Consider the following 408-nt stretch of genomic DNA (forward strand, 5'->3'; position numbering starts at 1 on the left):
ATCATATTCGAAGCCACAGGATGATGATTGGCACAAATTGCCGACACTTGAGAATTATTTGATAAAGCATCCTGAATGTAAAACAGCAGATCCAGAAAGTGCTAAATGCTTTAGTTGTGGTTCAGACAAAGTGATTTTCCAACCATTAACAGCTCATGCAGATCCTCGTTATAAACATATTTGCTTATCATGCAAAAAAACACTTTTTAGAAGTAAGGCAATAATGTCTTAAACTAGTTGAAATTCCTAAGTTTATTCTTAACAAAATCAGCTGGTTGGAATAAAACATAACAAACGGTTCAAGAGGGACAGCCAACGCGTGGCATTTTTATTATGCGTTGGCTTTTGTGGTTATGATGTTATGCGGAAGCTTAGTAGTGGCGTTGTCTGCCCCTTAACCGGGCGTTA

General features: G+C 37.7%; 1 protein-coding gene. It reads left to right on the forward strand.

All coding sequences use genetic code 11. The features are described 5' to 3' along the window. Positions 1–232: hypothetical protein (locus UF06_RS27260; RefSeq protein WP_139046440.1), on the forward strand; the 232-nt coding region annotated here is incomplete at its 5' end. Between the last annotated feature and the right edge of the window lie 176 nt (positions 233–408).

The sequence above is a fragment of the Vibrio sp. S234-5 genome, assembly GCF_000960595.1.
Taxonomy (GTDB): Bacteria; Pseudomonadota; Gammaproteobacteria; order Enterobacterales; family Vibrionaceae; genus Vibrio.